This window comes from Enterobacter sp. 168J2 (genome assembly GCF_034107265.1).
Lineage (GTDB): Bacteria > Pseudomonadota > Gammaproteobacteria > Enterobacterales > Enterobacteriaceae > Enterobacter > Enterobacter nematophilus.
The window spans coordinates 49340-64287 of sequence record NZ_JAWNEB010000005.1 but is presented as its reverse complement, the minus strand read 5'-3'; the positions used below and the strand labels follow the sequence as shown (position 1 = coordinate 64287).

Genomic DNA, 14948 nt, shown 5'->3' with positions numbered 1-14948 from the left:
GACACAGGTGCCCCCCAGCGAAGTCTTACTTAACCATCTCTTTTTCGATCAGTTGAATCAGGATGTGGATCACTTTGATGTGAATTTCCTGAACCCGGTCTGCATAGCCGAAGTGCGGAACGCGAATTTCGATATCCGCCGTACCGTCCATCTTACCGCCATCTTTCCCGGTCAGGGTGATGACCTTCATCCCTTTTTCACGCGCGGCGGCGATCGCTTTGATCACGTTCGCGGAGTTACCGGAGGTAGAGATACCCAGCAGCACGTCGCCTTCACGGCCTACTGCCTCAACGTAGCGGGAAAAGATGTGGTCGTAACCGAAGTCGTTGCCTACGCAGGAGATGTGGCTCACGTCGGAAATCGCAATCGCCGGGTAGCCCGGACGGTTTTCACGATAGCGTCCGGTCAGCTCTTCAGCGAAGTGCATGGCGTCACAGTGGGAACCGCCGTTACCGCAGGAGAGCACTTTGCCACCGGCCTTAAAACTGTCGGCCAGCAGGACCGCCGCGCGCTGAATAGCGTGAATATTGGCATCATCTTTTAGAAAGTTCGCCAGCGTTTCCGCCGCTTCGTTCAGTTCGTTACGAATAAGATCCTGGTACATGAGGATAATCCTTCAGTATTGATGAAATAACACAGTGGAGTGTACCGGATAGCGGGAAAAGCGAGAAGCTAAAGCCATGCGAATCGTCCGGCGTTTTGATTTTTTGTGCCGGCGAAAACGCGAACAATGTGAACCAGGTTGTAATTATTTTGTAAACACATTGCTAAAGGAATTTACATCAACTACAACCATATCATCACAAGTGGTCAGACCTCCTACAAGCAAGGGAGCTTTTCTTTATGATGATTTTGAGCATTCTCGCAACCGTTGTACTGCTCGGTGTGTTGTTCTATCACCGCGTCAGTTTATTCCTGAGCAGCCTGATTCTTCTGGCCTGGACGGCTGCGCTTGGCGTCGCAGGTCTCTGGAATATCTGGATTTTGGTTCCTCTTGCCATCATTCTGCTGCCGTTTAACCTGGCTCCGATGCGTAAGTCGATGATCTCCGCACCGGTGTTTAAAGGCTTCCGCAAAGTGATGCCGCCGATGTCGCGCACCGAGAAAGAAGCGATTGATGCGGGCACCACCTGGTGGGAAGGCGACCTGTTCCAGGGCAACCCGGACTGGAAAAAGCTGCACAACTATCCGCAGCCGCGCCTGACCGCCGAAGAACAGGCCTTTATTGACGGCCCGGTGGAAGAAGCGTGCCGCATGGCGAACGACTTTGCTATCACCCACGAAATGGCCGACCTGCCGCCGGAGCTGTGGGCGTACCTGAAAGAGCATCGCTTCTTCGCGATGATCATTAAGAAAGAGTACGGCGGTCTTGAGTTCTCCGCTTACGCTCAGGCTCGCGTGCTGCAAAAGCTGGCGGGCGTCTCCGGGATCCTGGCGATTACCGTCGGCGTGCCGAACTCCTTAGGCCCGGGCGAACTGCTCCAACATTACGGTACGGAAGAGCAGAAAGATCACTATCTGCCGCGCCTGGCGCGCGGTCAGGAAATCCCGTGCTTCGCGCTGACCAGCCCGGAAGCGGGCTCCGATGCAGGCGCAATCCCGGATACCGGCGTGGTCTGCATGGGCGAGTGGCAGGGCCAGCAGGTGCTGGGCATGCGCCTGACCTGGAACAAACGCTATATCACCCTGGCGCCTATTGCCACCGTGCTGGGTCTGGCCTTTAAGCTCTCTGACCCGGAAAAACTGCTGGGCGGCGAAGAAGACCTCGGCATTACCTGCGCGCTGATCCCAACCTCTACCCCGGGCGTTGAAATTGGCCGTCGTCACTTCCCGCTGAACGTGCCGTTCCAGAACGGTCCGACCCGCGGTCAGGATATCTTTGTGCCGATTGACTACATCATCGGCGGCCCGAAAATGGCCGGTCAGGGCTGGCGCATGCTGGTGGAATGTCTGTCGGTAGGCCGCGGTATTACCCTGCCGTCGAACTCAACCGGCGGCCTGAAGTCCGTCGCGATGGGAATTGGCGCTTATGCCCACATTCGCCGTCAGTTCAAAATCTCCATCGGCAAGATGGAGGGTATCGAAGAGCCGCTGGCGCGCATCGCGGGCAACGCCTACGTGATGGACGCCGCTGCATCGCTGATTACCTACGGCATTATGCTGGGCGAAAAACCGGCCGTGCTGTCCGCGATTGTGAAGTACCACTGTACCCACCGCGCGCAGCAGTCGATCATTGACGCGATGGATATCGCGGGCGGTAAAGGCATTATGCTCGGCGAAGGCAACTTCCTGGCGCGCGGCTATCAGGGCGCACCGATTGCCATCACCGTGGAAGGGGCAAACATCCTGACCCGCAGCATGATGATCTTCGGCCAGGGGGCAATTCGCTGCCATCCTTACGTGTTGGAGGAGATGGCCGCCGCGCAGAATAACGACGTGGACGCCTTCGACAAGCTGCTGTTCAAGCATATCGGTCACGTGGGCAGCAACAAGGTGCGCAGCTTCTGGCTCGGCCTGACGCGCGGCCTGACCAGCGCAACGCCAACCGGCGATGCGACCAAACGTTACTACCAGCATCTGAACCGCCTGAGCGCCAACCTGGCTCTGCTGTCGGATGTTTCCATGGCGGTGCTGGGCGGTAGCCTGAAGCGTCGCGAGCGTATCTCCGCCCGTCTGGGCGACGTGCTGAGCCAGATCTTCCTGGCCTCTGCGGTGCTGAAACGCTACGACGACGAAGGCCGTCAGGAAGCGGATCTGCCGCTGGTACACTGGGGCGTGCAGGATGCGATGTATCAGGCTGAACAGGCGATTGACGACCTGCTGGCCAACTTCCCGAACCGCTTCGTGGCAGGCGCCCTGCGCGCGGTGATCTTCCCGACCGGTCGTCATCATCTGGCGCCGTCCGACAAGCTGGACCACAAGGTGGCGAAGATCCTGCAGGTTCCGAGCGCAACCCGCTCCCGCATTGGCCGCGGTCAGTATCTGGCGCCAACGCCGCATAACCCGGTGGGCCTGCTGGAAGAGGCGCTGCTGGACGTGATGGCCGCCGACCCGATTCACCAGAAGATCTGCAAACAGCTGGGCAAAAACCTGCCGTTTACCCGTCTGGACGAACTGGCGAAACAGGCGCTGGCCGGTGGCATTATCAATAACGACGAAGCTGCGCTGCTGGTGAAAGCCGAAGAGAGCCGTCTGCGCAGTATTAACGTGGATGATTTCGAACCGGAAGAGCTGGCGACGCAGCCGGTAAAGCTGCCGGAGAAGCACCGTAAACCTGAAGCGGCATAACGCGTTTCGCTTATACAAACCCCGCCCGGTGCGGGGTTTTTTATTGCCACATTTTCTCGTAATGACGTGCTACAGTGTCAAAAAGGGGTCGTTTGAGGAGTCTGTATCGTGCCTGGTTTGAAGATTTCGATTTTGCAGCAGCCTTTAGTGTGGATGGATGGCCCTGCCAACCTGCGCCACTTTGATCGTCAACTGGAAGAGATTACCGGGCGAGATGTGATTGTCCTGCCGGAGATGTTTACCACCGGCTTCGCGATGGAAGCGGCTAAACAGTCGATGCCCCAGGAAGAGGTGGTCGCCTGGATGCATGCCAAAGCGCAGCAAACCAACGCGCTGATCGCCGGCAGCGCCGCACTGCAAACGGAACGCGGCCCGGTGAACCGCTTCCTGCTGGTTGAGCCGGAAGGGAAAGTGCATTTTTACGATAAACGCCACCTGTTCCGCATGGCCGATGAACATCATCATTATGAAGCCGGCAACGAACGCGTGGTGTTCGAGTGGCGCGGCTGGCGCATCCTGCCGCTGGTCTGCTACGACCTGCGCTTCCCGGTGTGGTCGCGCAACCGCAACGATTACGACCTGGCGCTGTACGTCGCCAACTGGCCCGCGCCGCGCTCGCTGCACTGGCAGGCGCTGCTGGTGGCGCGTGCGATTGAGAACCAGGCGTACGTGGTGGGCTGTAACCGCGTGGGAACGGACGGCAACGGCCATCACTACCGCGGCGACAGCCGGGTGGTGAACCCGCAGGGCGAGATTATTGCCACCGCCGAGCCGCATCAGGCGACGCGCATTGATGCAGAGCTGTCATTGACGGCGCTGAAGGAGTATCGGGAGAAGTTTCCGGCCTGGCAGGATGCGGATCCGTTTAGCATTGGGTGAAATTTTCCCCTCACCCTAGCCCTCTCCCCAAAGGGGAGAGGGGATTGTTCGCTGCTCGCATTAGGGGGATAAAATATTAACTCACTAACGCCTGCCCGTCTTTGCGGCTCTCCGTCGCGGCCACGTAGTGTCCTTCCGGCATACGATAGATCACCTGCGCACCGCCGAAGTTGTAATCCTGGAGCGGATCTTCCACCACGATCTGATGCCCGCGCTCGCGCAGCGCGGCAATGGTATTGCGATCGAACGTCGATTCAACGATCACCTCCCTGCCCTGCACCACGCGCCAGCGCGGCGCGTCGATGGCCGCCTGCGGGTTTTGCCCGTGCAGCATAATGCGCAGCGCCATCTGCATGTGCCCCTGCGCCTGCATCGGGCCGCCCATTACGCCGAAGGACATCAGCGGCTTGCCGCTGCCGTCCATCGCAAAGCCCGGAATGATGGTGTGGAACGGACGCTTGCTGCCCGCCAGCGCGTTCGGATGATTGGGATCCAGCACAAATCCACAGCCCCGGTTTTGCAGGCTGATTCCGGTATCCGGCACCACAATGCCTGAACCGAAGCCCATAAAGTTGGACTGAATAAACGAAACCATCATTCCGCTGGCGTCCGCGGTGCTGATGTAGACCGTGCCGCTCTGCGTCGGTGAACCGTACACAAAGTCAGAGGCATTATCGCGATCGATAAGCGCCGCACGCGACTTCAGATAATGGTCGCTCAGCAGCTCTTTTGCTGCGAACTCCATGTGTTCTTCATCCGCCACGTAGCGGTCGAGATCCGCCAGCGCCAGCTTCATGGCTTCAATGGACAAGTGCAGAGACTGCACGGAGTCCGGATGATGTTTCTCAATGCCGCACTGCTCCAGAATACCGAGCGCAATCAGCGTGGCGATCCCCTGCCCGTTTGGCGGCAGCTCCTGTACCGAGCCGCCCGCGAAGTCGCGCGACAGCAGGTCAACCCAGTCCACGCGATGGTTTGCCAGATCTTCAGCCGTCAGGTGAGCGCCGTGCTCCCGGGCGAAGGCGGCAATTTTCCGCGCCAGCTCGCCGCGGTAAAAGGCTTCACCGTTGGTTTTGGCAATCAGCTCCAGCGAATGAGCCTGCGCCGGGTTACGGAAGATCTCCCCCACGCGCGGGGCGCGGCCCTCCGGCGCAAAGCAGGCGCTAAAGCCCGGCTGATCTTTCAGCTTGCTATAGCCGCGCTGCCAGAGATGGCCAATCAGCGGCGAGACCGGGAAGCCGTTACGCGCGTAGTCAATCGCGGGCTGCGCCAGCGTGGTCAGCGGCAGCGTGCCGAAGCGTTCCGCCAGGGCCACCCAGCCCGACACCGCACCCGGCACGGTCACCGCATCCCAGCCGATTTCCGGCACCGCGGTTTTACCGGCAAACAGATCCGCATGCCAGCTGGCCGGCGAGCGCCCGGACGCGTTCAGGCCGTGCAGCTTTTCACCGTCCCAGACGATGGCAAAGGCGTCGCTGCCGATCCCGTTGCCGGTCGGCTCAACCACCGTCAGCGCCATGGCGGTGGCAATGGCCGCATCGACGGCATTGCCACCCAGCTGCAGCATTTTCATTCCCGCCTGCGCCGCCAGCGGCTGCGACGTGGCAACGGCGTTATGGCCCATCATCGGCGGGCGGCGTGAATCGTAACCGGACGTAAAATCAAGCGCTTTGGTCATCATGACTCCTTAGTCGTGGCGCGGATCGAGCGCATCGCGCAGCCCATCGCCAAGTAAATTAAAGCCCTGCACGGCAAGGAAAATCGCCACGCCGGGGAAAACGGACATCCACGGCGCCTGCTCAAGAAAGCCTTTCGCGGTATTGAGCATGGACCCCCAGGACGGATTGGGCGGCTGCTGCCCCAGCCCTAAAAACGACAGGCTGGCTTCGGCAATAATCGCCGAGGCAATGGCCAGGGTGGCCTGAACCAGGATCGGCGACATCACGTTTGGCAGAACGTATTTAATGATGATCCAGCGATCCGGCAGGCCAATCGCCCGCGCGCCGTCGATGTACTCTTCGTTGCGAATGGCGATCACCTGCCCGCGCGTCAGGCGGGCGAAGATCGGCATCGCCGAAAGACCGATGGCGATCATCGCGTTGGTCAGACTCGGGCCTAAAAATGCCCCCAGCGCGATCGCCATGATCAGGAACGGACAGGCCAGCAGCGCCTCGATAAAGCGCGAGATCACGCCGTCCCACATCTTCTGGAAGTAGCCCGCCACCAGCCCCAGCGGCACGCCGATGACCACCGCGATAACCACCGACATACAGCCCGCCATCAGCGAGGTTCGCGCTCCCCAGATAATGCGGGACAAAATGTCGCGCCCCAGCTCGTCGGTGCCGAACCAGTACATCGCCGACGGCGCTTTGCGCACCGCGAGGAAGTTGGCTTTAACCGGATCAAACGGGGCAATCCACGGCGCCAGCAGCGCCACCAGTACAAAGAAGCCCACCACCACGGCGCCAATCACCGCGCTTTTATTGGCGAGGAATTTCTTCAGCACCCGGTTCTGCGCGCGCGGCAGCGCGGGGGCTACGGTTTGCGTCGTCAGTTCCGCCATGGTTAACCTCGCATTTTCGGGTTGATAAGGACGTAAAGCACGTCGGCCAGCAGGTTGAGCAGCAGGAAGCCGATCGCCACGATCAGCACCACGCCCTGCACCACCGCGTAGTCACGGTTGAACACCGAATCGACGATCATCTTGCCAAAGCCCGGAATGGTGAACACCTGCTCGGTCAGCACCGCGCCGCCCAGCAGCTCGCCGAACAGCAGCGTGGTGAGGGTGATCACCGGCACCAGCGCGTTGCGAAACGCGTGCTTTAGAATGACCGCCTTCGGCAGCAACCCCTTGGCGCGTGCGGTACGGATATAATCCGCTTTCAGTACCGCAATCATCGACGCGCGGGTATGGCGCATCAGCGTCGCCGCCAGCCCGGTTCCGAGCACGGATGCGGGCAGCAGCAGCGTGCGCAGGTTCTGAAGCGGATCTTCACTGAACGGCACGTAGCCGGACGCGGGCAGCCACTGCAGGTTCACCGAGAAGACCAGAATCAGCAGGATCCCCAGCCAGAAGTGGGGAATAGAGATCCCCGAGATCGCCACGAAGTTCGCCCCGTGATCGACCCAGCTGTTTTTGTTCACCGCCGCGACGATCCCCATGCTGATGCCAAACACCAGCGCGATAATCATCGCCAGCAGCGACAGCTCCAGCGTAACCGGCAGCTTGCTGGCGATAAGCTCGGTCACCGGTTCGTGCGTGCGCAAGGAGACGCCCAGATCGCCCTGCAGCGCCCGCGTCAGCCAGTGGAAATACTGCACCGGGATCGGCGCATCCAGGTTCAGCTCCGCGCGCAGCTGGGCGATCACCGCCGGATCGCGCTCCTCTCCGGCCATTGCAATCAGCGGGTCGCCGGGCAGCAGCTTTTGCAGCCCGAACACCATCATGCTCACCAGCAATAGCGTCGGGACAGCCAGCAGCAGACGTTTGCAAATCAGTTCCAGCATGGGTTCTCCTCAGGACGTTTATTTCGCCAGCGTCAAACCCGCCAGACGCACGATGCCGTCCGGGTAAGGCTTAAAGCCCTGCACGCGCTTGTTCAGGCCAAAAATGCGCGGCTCGAAGTAGAGGTAGGCAATCGGCATGTCGGTTTGCAGCTGCTTCACCACCTTGTCGTACAGCGGCTGGCGTGCGGCCTGGTCGGTGCTCTGGCGCGCCTGCGTCAGCCACTCGTCGACCTGCGCGTTGCTGTAGCGGCCGTCGTTCAGGGTGCCGTTGCTGTGAACGAAGCCGTAGATGCTGCCGTCCGGATCCGGGCGTCCCGACCAGCCGGAGAAGCTCAGCTGATAATCACCGCTCTGCTGGCGATCCAGCAGCGTGGCAAATTCGGTCATCTGCAGGTTCAGCGTGAAGCCGGCCTCGGCGACCATCGCCTGCAGCACCTGTCCCACCTGCTGTGAGGTTGGGTTGTTCGGCACCAGCAGGTTGACGGTCAGCGGCGCGGTGACGCCTGCCGCTTTGAGCAGCGCTTTGGCTTTATCAACGTCGCGCGGTGGAACCGGCAGATTCACGTGATACGGGCTCACCGTCGAAAACGCCTGGTTTGCCGGGGTGTAGAGGCCTTCGAAGACCACCTGGTTTAACGCCTCACGGTCGATGGCCTGAGAAAACGCCTCACGCACGCGGGCATCTTTGAACGGATCGTTCGCCGGAACCTTGCCGTTGTTAATATTGAAGGTGATCCCCTGATAGCCCAGGCCGGTGACCTTCGCCAGCGCCAGCTTGCTGTCGGCTTCGACGGTTTTGACGTCGCTAGCGGCGATGCCTTCGGTCAGGTCAAGATCGCCCGCTCGCAGGTTCGCAAGGCGCACGGAGGCATCCGGGATCGGCAGATAGATAATTTTATCGAAGTGGTAGGCGCCTTTGTTCCAGTAGTTGTCGAAGCGGGTCAGAACGATGCGGTCCTGCGACACGCGGCTGTCGAATTTATACGGGCCGGAACAGACCGGATGGGCGGCAAAGTCCGGCTTTTTCGCCGCTTCGGGTGCCATCATCGCCCCCGCGCGGTCGGTAAGCTGCATCAGCAGCGCGGCGTCCGGGGTTTTCAGGTGCAGCGCAATCTGCATCGGGCCGGTGACCTCTACCGACTCCACGGAGGAGATCTCGCTTTTCCTCAGGGAGCCTTTGAGGGTCAGGGCGCGGTCGAGGTTGTATTTCGCGGCGGCGGCATCGAATTTCTCTCCGTCATGGAAGGTCACGCCTTCGCGGAGATCCATGGTCAGGGTTTTGCCGTCGGCGCTCCAGGCCCATGATTTCGCGAGACCCGGCACGACCTTCAGATGCTCGTCGACGTCCACCAGCCTGTCGCACAGGGAGGCAAACACGAAGCGGCCATAGTAGGTGCGCGCCAGGTGCGGGTCGAGCATGTCCGGGTCTGCCCCCAGGCCGATTCGCAGCACGCTTTCAGAATGGGCGGGCAGCGCCGCGCCAAGCAACATAACACTTCCCAGTACGGTCAAAAGAGAATTACGCATAGTCATTATCATGAGTTCCTTGAAGGAAGGGAGGAGTGAGTGGCCGCGTGTTCAAACAGCGCGCGGCGGCGCAGAAAGGCTGCGGATGGCGGTGCGATCTGGATAACGCTGCGATCGCGGTTAATGTCCTGCCAGCGGTGGCAGGCAACCTGACGCCCGCCGTCGAGCACCTGATTAATCGGCTCGACCTGGCGGCATTCGTCGGTGACGTACGGGCAGCGGGTGTGGAACCGACAGCCCGACGGCGGGTTAGCCGGGTTCGGCAGATCCCCCTGCAGCAGCGGCGCGTCGCGCTCAACGCCCGGCTGCATCTGCGGCGCCGAGGCGATCAGCGCCTGCGTGTAGGGGTGCAGCGGGGCGTCAAAGATCTCATCGACGGTGGCAAGCTCGACGATTTGCCCAAGGTACATCACCGCCACGCGGTCGCTCATGTGGCGGATCACCGCCAGACCGTGGGCGACGATCACCATCGTCAGCCCGAGCTGGTGCTTCAGGCTCTCCAGCAGATTAACCACCTGCGCCTGCACCGACACATCCAGCGCGGAAACCGGCTCGTCGCCCAGCAGCAGCTCTGGCCCGGAAGCCAGCGCGCGGGCAATGCCGATACGCTGGCGCTGCCCGCCGGAAAATTCGTGCGGATAGCGCCCGGCCCAGGCGGCAGGCAGGCCAACGGTCTTGAGCAACTCGGCAACGCGGTACTGACGATCCGCTTTCTTCATGTTCTGGTGCAGCCACAGCGGCTCACCGACGATCTGCTCCACCGTCATGCGCGGGTTGAGCGAGGCAAAAGGATCCTGAAAAATAATCTGCAGCTCGCGCCGGAGCTGGTTCAGACGGGCGCCTGTGGCGTGGGTAATTTCCTCCCCCTGATAAAACACGCGCCCTTCGCTGGCGGCCAGCAGACGCAGCAGCAGACGGCCGAGGGTGGATTTCCCGGAACCGGACTCGCCGACAATCGCCAGCGTTTCGCCCGGCATCACGGAAAGCGAAACGCGATCGACCGCCGTGACAAACCGGGCCGGGGAAAAGAGTTTTTTCGGGCCGGGGAAAAGCTTGCTGAGGTCCCGGGCTTCAAGAATGGGCGTGGTCATGCGGTCTCTCCCAGAGCAATGTGGTGTTCGAGCGGCACGCGGAAGCAGGCGACCTGATGGCCCGCGCCGAGCGTGGTGAGCTGCGGTTTTTCATCGTGGCAGCGCGACTGCGCAAACGGGCAGCGCGTCGCGAAACGGCAGCCTTTCGGCATGGACTCCGGGAGCGGGACCGATCCGGGAATGGTGGAGAGCTGGCCTTTGCGTGCGCCCAGCGAAGGGATCGAGCCCATCAGGCCGATGGTGTACGGGTGCTGCGGGTCAGCGAATATCGCCTCCACGCTTCCCTGCTCCACCACCTGCCCGGCGTACATCACCGCCACCTGCTGGGCGACTTCGGCCACCACGCCCAAATCGTGGGTGATCATCAGCACCGCCGTGCCGGTCTCCTCTTTTAGGGTGTTCAGCAGGGTCAGGATTTGCGCCTGGATGGTGACGTCGAGCGCGGTGGTCGGTTCATCGGCAATCAGCAGTTTGGGGTGGTTGATCAGCGCCATGGCAATCATCACGCGCTGGCGCATGCCGCCGGAAAGCTGGTGCGGATACGCCTTGAGGCGCATCTCCGCCGCCGGGATCTGCACCTTCTCGAGGATCTGCAGCGCGACCTTCATCGCCTCCGGGCGCGTAACGTTCTGGTGGCGCATGACCGCTTCACTGAGCTGATCGCCTAACGTGAAGGCCGGATTGAGCGAGGTCATCGGCTCCTGAAAAATCATCGCCAGCTCGCTGCCGCGCAGGTCGGCATATTCCCGCGGCGAGAGCTTGCGCAGGTCGTGGCGGCGAAACTGCATATCGCCGCTGACGATCTGCGCGCTGGCGGGCAGTAACCCCATCAGCGCCAGTGAGGTGATACTTTTCCCGCAGCCGGACTCCCCCACCAGCGCCAGCGTTTCGCCCGCTTTGACCGTCAGGGAAATGCCGTCCAGGACGCTGACCGGCGAGCCGGAAAACTTAACGTTGAGATTATTCAGCCGGAGTACGGGCGTGGAGTCCTTAAACGGGATCGTCGTCATAGCGTGAAATCGTCCTCAAGGTGGATCGCCTGAATCAGGGCGTTTTGCAGGCTGAGCAGGTGTTCGCGCATGGCGGCCGCTGCTTCATTAGGCTGGCGATGGATAATCGCGAACATGATCTTGTGATGGTGGTCGTTGTAGCTGTCGACACGTTCGGGCGTGCGGGCTAATTCACGCAGATGCTGCCAGCCGGGTTCGCGCCGCACGGCATCAATGGCGTCAAACAGGCCGAGCATCAGGCGGTTGCCCGCCGCCTCGGCAATGGCGCGGTGAAAGGCGCTATCCCACAGTTCGTTGAGATCGCGGTCATCCGGGCTGACCTTGTCGATGCGTTCCAGCATGCGCTGCATGAGCGCGAGGTTTTCCCTGGTGGCACGCAGTGCCGCAAGCCGGGCTAAGCCGGGTTCGATCTGTATACGAGCTTCCATCACTTCCAGCAGATTGGTCTGCTGAACCAATCCCTGAAGGGCCAGCGGTTCAACCGGGGCAGCCGGACCAATAAAGGTGCCTTTGCCCTGTTTACGCCAGATCCGCCCTTCTTCTTCCAGCACGTCCAGCGCGCGACGCACTTCGCGTCGTCCTACGCCGAGTGTTTCCGACAGCTCACGTTCCGTGGGCAGCGGAGTGCCTGGTGTTGACTCATGCTGGTTGATTAGCCCGCGCAGCTGCTCAAGCGCGGTGCTGGAATTGGCCAGAAACCGTGACGGTTTTTCCATATTGGTTCGCTCACTATCATCATTATTTTCTTTTTATGAACGATAAGTTATTGATATGGCGTGCTACTTATCGTGCTAATGATTAAGCAATAAACGAACCAATTCTTTATTGGTTCGAAAAAGATTTGAAAAAGCGATAGTAAATGAAGGGGTTACAGCAACGTATTGTTACAGATGCAGGCGGCATCGGAGACGATAAAGGCGAGAAAAGAACATGAAATGCACAAAATCAGTGCAAATATCGCACTATAATGGTGCCAATGTTAAATTTTTGCACTGAAAATGATAACAATAAGTTAACAAAAAGTAATAAATAAGGCGTGCTCACATCTGAAAATGGCCCCCTTGCGAGGGCCGCGAAAGATTAAGGAACAGGCTGCCAAAGCGTCGCAGCCGCAGACGGTGCCCAGTCGGACTGAGACGTATGCCCCTGCACGCAGCGGTACTGCGTGCCGTTATACGTGACGATTTCTCCAGTCTTATAGCGCGTACCGACTTTCCACTCGCCTTCCGGCTCAGGCGTCACTGACCCCTCTTTCGTCGTGGCTTTAAACGGTGTACTGGCGAGAGACTGATGACCTTTGGCATTTTCGGCGATCACCTGGTAGCTGTAGGTTGTACCCGCGCGCAGGCCGCTGTCGAAGATCTGCGTTCCGCTTACGGTGAGTAACTCCGCGCCATCGCGCAGGACGTGGTATTTCACCGCTTTGTCTACCGCGTTCCATTTTACCGTCAGGCTGTTTTCCGTGGAAGAAACCAGGGCCAGGCCGGTTGGCGCGTCCGGACGTCCCTCTTCAACCTGTACGGTTTCTACCTTAACCACGTTGCTGCTTTCAGAGATATTGTTCGCTGCATCACGTGCTTTCACGCGGTAGTGGTACACCACACCGCCGGTTTCAACCGCATTATCGGTCCACTGGGTGTCCGTTGAAGACCCGACTTTTATGTCGTTACGGTAGATGTCATATCCCACTACGCCATGGTCATCGGTGGAGGGCTGCCAGGCGAGGGCGATCGTTAAGCCATTGCTCAGCACCTTCAGTTCTGTTGGCGCAGTTGGCGCGACGGTGTCCTGCGGGCGTTCAGGCGACATCAGGTCCGCGCGCTCTTTCATTTCATTGAAATAGTCAACCTGCTGCGACATGGACAGCTGCTGATCGTTTGAACCCAACGTCCAGATAAAGAACCCGCCATAGCCGTTTTCCGCCTGCCAGCCCGCACGGTTTACGTTGTTCTGTCGGCTTTCAACAAAGCGACCTTCTGGCCCCCACTGGGAGTTGATGGTCTGACCGAGAACGATTTTGCTCTTATCACCCACCGCCCGGGCGTAGTTAGCCATCGCCACGTCATACTTAAAGCGCGGACCGGCATCATAGGCCATGACGTTGAAGAAATCGAAAACGTTTTTCCCCTGCGTCAGCAGCGGCAGAACTTCGCCGTGGTGTGAAGAACGCTTCGGCTCAACGAAGGAGCAATTCTCGGTTACCGCGCTATCGTCGCAGTTCTCCGGGTCAGCGCCAACGTGATAGGTAGTCAGACTCAGCAGCTTTTTGCTGCCGGACGCATTGAGCTTATTACGAACCCGTTCAGCCAGATCCAGCAGGTTTGCATTTTCCTCTGGCGTGACGCGATCGGATTTTTCAAAGTCAAAATCGATGCCGTCAAGCTGAACGGTACCCGCCTTCTGGTAGTTAGCCATATTACATTTGCCTTGCCAGTCGGTGCTCAGGCATTCGCCGACCATCTCTTCAGGCTTCATGTTCTTTTTATACACCGGGAAGTTGGTGTTAAGCAGATTCACCAGATTCTGCGCCAGCGTTTCTCGCGTTTGCGCGTTATTCAGATAAGACCACATGGCGGAATACGTCTCACCGCCGAGCGCCAGCATCATTTTTTTCTCCGGGTGCGCCAGCTTCAGCTGACTCCACACGACATAGGCTGGCGCATTAATGTACCAGGGATCATATTGTGGTACTGCAACAATATTATCGGAACTGGACAGCTTACCGCTTGCATCCCAGCCACCAAATGAAAGCAGGAGCGTATCCGCTTTCACCTCTTTCATATCCTCAACGGACTCGACCGAAACGCCCCAAGAGGTCAGATAAGTTACCGCTCTCGGTGCCTGCGCCGCGAAAGCCGACTGCGCCATTAATGCGCTACCAATTAACAGAGATAATGTAAGTTTTTTCATCAAAGTTCCTTATTGCTTTGTGATGATAGTCCTGTGGATTACCTCGCAAATTGTCTTTTTTTTTAGCGCTGAGATCGTTGGGGATAATAGAGTGGTGAATCAGGAAACCCTCCGTATTAAATAAGAAATATCTCTCGCATTTATAATAAATACTTCAACGACAGCCCGGGAAAATTCTCGCATCCTGTAAGACGCTTCTTTATTTAATTTTCCCATCTTCACCAATTAAAAAAGATGGCATACCTGTGTGCCTGCTCTTTTATCAGGGAAAATTCAGGAATTAATCACAACTATTATTTTACAAGGGACGCTCTCAATGAAATATGCAACAAACGTGATGCGAAAACAGGGTGGTTTCACCCTGCTTGAATTGCTGGTCGTGCTGATGATTATTGCGCTGCTGGCAGGATTTGTCGGGCCAAAAGTCTTCTCAAATGTTGACTCGGCTAAGGAGAAGACCGCCATGCGCCAGATGCGCTCGCTTGCTGAGGCACTAGGGCAATATCGCCTCGACACCGGCAGTTATCCAAGTGAAACACAAGGTCTGAAAGCGCTGACTGAAAAGCCTTCCAACGCGCAAAACTGGAATGGCCCTTATCTCAGCCAGCATGTGCCGTTAGACCCGTGGGGCAATCCGTACCAGTGGCATAACCCCGCCCGGACAAAAGACGCCATTAATGAAGTCGAAATAACCTCCGGCGGTAAAGACGGTAAGCCTGTGACTTACGGGTTCTGA

At 58.9% G+C, this 14948-nt stretch carries 12 protein-coding genes; 3 read left to right on the top strand and 9 right to left on the bottom strand.

The window, feature by feature from the left end; genetic code table 11:
- Nucleotides 1–25: 25 nt before the first annotated feature.
- Nucleotides 26–604 carry a D-sedoheptulose 7-phosphate isomerase gene (gene lpcA / locus USG84_RS14360; protein ID WP_003863232.1) on the bottom strand — a complete coding sequence of 193 codons (579 nt, stop codon included), beginning with the start codon at nucleotides 602–604 and terminating at the stop codon, nucleotides 26–28.
- Nucleotides 605–843: 239 nt separating this feature from the next.
- Between lpcA and fadE the strand changes: the two genes are divergently transcribed.
- Together fadE and USG84_RS14350 are read left to right on the top strand one after the other, a co-directional pair.
- A complete protein-coding gene (gene fadE, locus USG84_RS14355) occupies nucleotides 844–3288 on the top strand; it encodes an acyl-CoA dehydrogenase FadE (protein ID WP_048957586.1) in 2445 nt (814 codons plus the stop codon).
- A 108-nt stretch (nucleotides 3289–3396) separates the two neighbouring features.
- Nucleotides 3397–4167 carry an amidohydrolase gene (locus USG84_RS14350; protein WP_041911141.1) on the top strand — a complete coding sequence of 257 codons (771 nt, stop codon included), beginning with the start codon at nucleotides 3397–3399 and terminating at the stop codon, nucleotides 4165–4167.
- 76 nt (nucleotides 4168–4243) lie between these two features.
- Here the strand turns inward: USG84_RS14350 and USG84_RS14345 are convergent, their stop codons facing one another.
- The 8 genes from USG84_RS14345 to USG84_RS14310 form a co-directional block, all read right to left on the bottom strand.
- Nucleotides 4244–5845, bottom strand: coding sequence for a gamma-glutamyltransferase family protein (locus tag USG84_RS14345; protein WP_320727894.1), 1602 nt, complete (start codon nucleotides 5843–5845; stop codon nucleotides 4244–4246).
- Between the two features lie 9 nt (nucleotides 5846–5854).
- Nucleotides 5855–6730: an ABC transporter permease gene (locus USG84_RS14340; protein ID WP_048957588.1), complete on the bottom strand. Its 876-nt coding sequence runs from the start codon at nucleotides 6728–6730 to the stop codon at nucleotides 5855–5857.
- Nucleotides 6731–6732: 2 nt separating this feature from the next.
- Nucleotides 6733–7674 (bottom strand): ABC transporter permease, encoded by a 942-nt coding sequence (locus tag USG84_RS14335; RefSeq protein WP_061099113.1) that lies wholly within the window; start codon nucleotides 7672–7674, stop codon nucleotides 6733–6735.
- An 18-nt stretch (nucleotides 7675–7692) separates the two neighbouring features.
- Nucleotides 7693–9207: an ABC transporter substrate-binding protein gene (locus USG84_RS14330; RefSeq protein WP_253540842.1), complete on the bottom strand. Its 1515-nt coding sequence runs from the start codon at nucleotides 9205–9207 to the stop codon at nucleotides 7693–7695.
- A gap of 2 nt (nucleotides 9208–9209) precedes the next feature.
- On the bottom strand, nucleotides 9210–10292 hold the full coding sequence (locus tag USG84_RS14325; RefSeq protein WP_253540840.1) for an ABC transporter ATP-binding protein: 1083 nt from the start codon (nucleotides 10290–10292) through the stop codon (nucleotides 9210–9212).
- Complete coding sequence (locus USG84_RS14320) at nucleotides 10289–11302, bottom strand: ABC transporter ATP-binding protein (RefSeq protein WP_151413059.1); 1014 nt, start codon at nucleotides 11300–11302, stop codon at nucleotides 10289–10291. The genes USG84_RS14325 and USG84_RS14320 overlap by 4 nt, the downstream gene beginning before the upstream one ends.
- Entirely contained in the window at nucleotides 11299–12018 is a 720-nt protein-coding gene (locus USG84_RS14315) for a FadR/GntR family transcriptional regulator (RefSeq protein ID WP_151413058.1), read from the bottom strand. The genes USG84_RS14320 and USG84_RS14315 overlap by 4 nt, the downstream gene beginning before the upstream one ends.
- Nucleotides 12019–12382: 364 nt before the next feature.
- Nucleotides 12383–14212: a glycosyl hydrolase family 18 protein gene (locus tag USG84_RS14310; RefSeq protein ID WP_320738316.1), complete on the bottom strand. Its 1830-nt coding sequence runs from the start codon at nucleotides 14210–14212 to the stop codon at nucleotides 12383–12385.
- 316 nt (nucleotides 14213–14528) lie between these two features.
- Here USG84_RS14310 and gspG point away from each other — a divergent pair, with 316 nt between their 5' ends.
- Entirely contained in the window at nucleotides 14529–14948 is a 420-nt protein-coding gene (gene gspG, locus USG84_RS14305; RefSeq protein ID WP_045259779.1) for a type II secretion system major pseudopilin GspG, read from the top strand.

Coding starts and splice junctions, on each gene's coding strand:
- fadE (WP_048957586.1), top strand. CDS start 844: ATGATGATTTTGAGCATTCTCGCAACCGTTGTACTGCTCGGTGTGTTG.
- USG84_RS14335 (WP_061099113.1), bottom strand. CDS start 7,674: ATGCTGGAACTGATTTGCAAACGTCTGCTGCTGGCTGTCCCGACGCTA.
- USG84_RS14320 (WP_151413059.1), bottom strand. CDS start 11,302: ATGACGACGATCCCGTTTAAGGACTCCACGCCCGTACTCCGGCTGAAT.
- USG84_RS14345 (WP_320727894.1), bottom strand. CDS start 5,845: ATGACCAAAGCGCTTGATTTTACGTCCGGTTACGATTCACGCCGCCCG.
- USG84_RS14315 (WP_151413058.1), bottom strand. CDS start 12,018: ATGGAAAAACCGTCACGGTTTCTGGCCAATTCCAGCACCGCGCTTGAG.
- USG84_RS14330 (WP_253540842.1), bottom strand. CDS start 9,207: ATGACTATGCGTAATTCTCTTTTGACCGTACTGGGAAGTGTTATGTTG.
- USG84_RS14310 (WP_320738316.1), bottom strand. CDS start 14,212: ATGAAAAAACTTACATTATCTCTGTTAATTGGTAGCGCATTAATGGCG.
- gspG (WP_045259779.1), top strand. CDS start 14,529: ATGAAATATGCAACAAACGTGATGCGAAAACAGGGTGGTTTCACCCTG.
- lpcA (WP_003863232.1), bottom strand. CDS start 604: ATGTACCAGGATCTTATTCGTAACGAACTGAACGAAGCGGCGGAAACG.
- USG84_RS14340 (WP_048957588.1), bottom strand. CDS start 6,730: ATGGCGGAACTGACGACGCAAACCGTAGCCCCCGCGCTGCCGCGCGCG.
- USG84_RS14325 (WP_253540840.1), bottom strand. CDS start 10,292: ATGACCACGCCCATTCTTGAAGCCCGGGACCTCAGCAAGCTTTTCCCC.